The sequence below is a fragment of the Polaromonas sp. P1_G2 genome (assembly GCF_056405515.1).
Window position 1 is genome coordinate 1 of sequence record NZ_JBFUBY010000449.1, and the last position, 2,179, is coordinate 2,179.

2 protein-coding genes and 1 pseudogene are annotated in these 2,179 nt (G+C 64.3%); all 3 read left to right on the forward strand.

The annotated features are described in order from the left end of the window. Nucleotides 1–184, forward strand: a pseudogene (locus AC1D0P_RS25010) (HlyD family type I secretion periplasmic adaptor subunit); the annotation flags it as partial. Further along, nucleotides 174–1,538 (forward strand): TolC family outer membrane protein, encoded by a 1,365-nt coding sequence (locus tag AC1D0P_RS25015; RefSeq protein WP_477679204.1) that lies wholly within the window; start codon nt 174–176, stop codon nt 1,536–1,538. The pseudogene AC1D0P_RS25010 and the gene AC1D0P_RS25015, both read left to right, overlap by 11 nt. Further along, nucleotides 1,535–2,119: a toxin-activating lysine-acyltransferase gene (locus AC1D0P_RS25020; RefSeq protein WP_477679205.1), complete on the forward strand. Its 585-nt coding sequence runs from the start codon at nt 1,535–1,537 to the stop codon at nt 2,117–2,119. Before AC1D0P_RS25015 ends, AC1D0P_RS25020 begins: the two co-directional genes overlap by 4 nt. Nucleotides 2,120–2,179 lie beyond the last annotated feature (60 nt).

A 2,179-nucleotide genomic window follows, 5' to 3' on the forward strand; every position in this document is an offset into this window, starting at 1 on the left:
GGTCTACCCGGTGCGCATCCAGCTCAGTAAAGCGGAGACGCCAAACATAGTGAACGGCCAGCGTGGCACGGTGACCGCCGGCATGAGCGTGACCTCGGACATCCGAACCGGCGAGCGCCGCATGATCGAATACTTCATCGCGCCCATGCTGCGTTACAAGCAGGAGGCCTTGCGTGAACGCTGATTCCCTCTGGATGTGCGCCCGGCCATGGATGGTCGGTGCCGCTTTGATGTCCTTTCTGCCCTTGAGCGCTTCGGCCGATACCTTGCTTGATATCTATCGCAAGGCGCAGGAGCGCGACGCCGCCTACCGCGGCGCAGTCAATACGCTGCGCGCGGCGCGCGAACGGGTGCCMCAGGCGCGGGCCGGGCTGCTGCCCACGGTGGGCCTGGTCGGCGCCACCAGCCAGCAGTCCGGGCAGGCCTCGTTCAGCGAAGCCCCCTATGTGGACCGCGATGTGCGCAACCGCAGCTGGAACCTCTCACTGACGCAGCCTTTGTGGCGCGCGGCCAGTTGGGCGGCGCTGGACCAGGCCGAACAACAGGAACTGCTCGCCGAGGCGCAGTTCCGGCAGGCCGAGCAGGAGCTGATCCTGCGCACCGCGCAAGCCTATCTGGACGTGCTGGTGGCGCAGGAGTCCCAGCGCGTGGCGCGCCTGCAGGTTGGCGCCGTCATCCAGCAACTGGAGCTGGCGCGACGGAATTTTGAAGTCGGCACCGGGATCGTGACCGACGTGCATGAGGCCCAATCCCGGTTGGACCTGTCGCGGTTCCAGGCGGTGGCAACGGACAGTGAGCTGAAGAACAAACGTGCCGAGCTGGCGCGCATTCTTGGTGAACCCGGGGCCAATCTGGCCCGCTTGCGCGCGGACAGTTCGCTACCGGGCATTCAGCCCGACGAGGAACAGCCCTGGCTGGACAGCGCCCGTGAGCAGTCCATCCCGGTGCGCATCGCCCAAGCCACGCTGGAAGTGGCAGACCGGGAAATTGCCAAAAGCCGTGCCGCGCATTCACCGACTCTGGACTTGACGGCAGGCTATGGCACCAACTACACCTCCGGCAGTATTACCTCGCCGGCCGATATTTCGGTGCGTTCACGCTCCAGCCAGGTGGGCTTGAACCTGAATATCCCGCTCTTTGCCGGCGGCGGCGTGCAAGCGCGCGTGCGCGAAGCCCTGGCCTTGAAGGACAAGGCCGCTGACGACCTGGAGGCGGCGCGTCGGCAGGCGGTCGCGCAGGYCAGCCTGGCCTTTACCGGCGTGGTCAGCGGCGCTGCGCAGGTCCAGGCCTTGGCCTCGGCCATTGCTTCCAGCAAAAGTTCGGTCGACTCCAACAAGATCGGCTTTCGTGTCGGATCACGCATCAACATCGACGTGCTCAATGCCGAGCAGCAGCTCTACACGGCCGAGCGCGACTGGCACAAGGCGCGGGCCGAGACGCTGATGCAAGGGCTGCGCCTCAAAGCGGCAAATGCCACGCTGGCCGAAGCGGATTTAAGCGCCATCAACAATATGCTGGAAACCGGAACACAACCATGACAAAACCTTCTACACCCCCTAAAACAAGCAAAGCAAACAAGGCACTCACGCCGGAATCTGCGCCCGCAGAAACCGGCATACCAGGCAATGGGCCTTTGCCGCCAGAAGAACTGGCGAAGCTGGCCGCCCTGGCCAAGGAACAGGTGCGCAAGGTGCTGGGCAAGATCCCGATGCTCGGTGCCGTGACCTGGCTGATGATGCAGCAAGCCGCCAACCGGCACACCCTGCTCAGTGAACTGGAGTGGCGTGTGATGCCGGCGCTGGTGTTGAACCAAGCCAAGCTCTATCTGAAGGACGAGGCTCCCATGGCCTTTGTCTCCTGGGCCAGGCTCAGCGAAGAAGTGGCGCAGCGCTACCAGGCTGCACCCCACCAGCTCACGATGGCCGACTGGGCTTCTGGCGATCAGATCTGGTTGATCGACATGTTCACACCCTACGGCGGCGCGCAGGAGGTGCTCAAGAACCTGCGCGAGAAGGTGTTTTCCGGGCAAGTGGTGCGCCAGTTGATACCGGTCGGGCCGGCGCAGGCCAAGGCGATGACCTGGCCGCCTCTTGGGGCCAAGGCCAGCCCTGGCGCGTGAATCACAGTCTGAGCCTGCTTACGATCCAGGCGCGATCGCCCCACCCTCACACCATCAAAC

What these genes read in the sequence shown, in the direction of transcription:
- AC1D0P_RS25020 (WP_477679205.1), top strand. Translation starts at nt 1,535, where the DNA reads ATGACAAAACCTTCTACACCCCCTAAAACAAGCAAAGCAAACAAGGCA.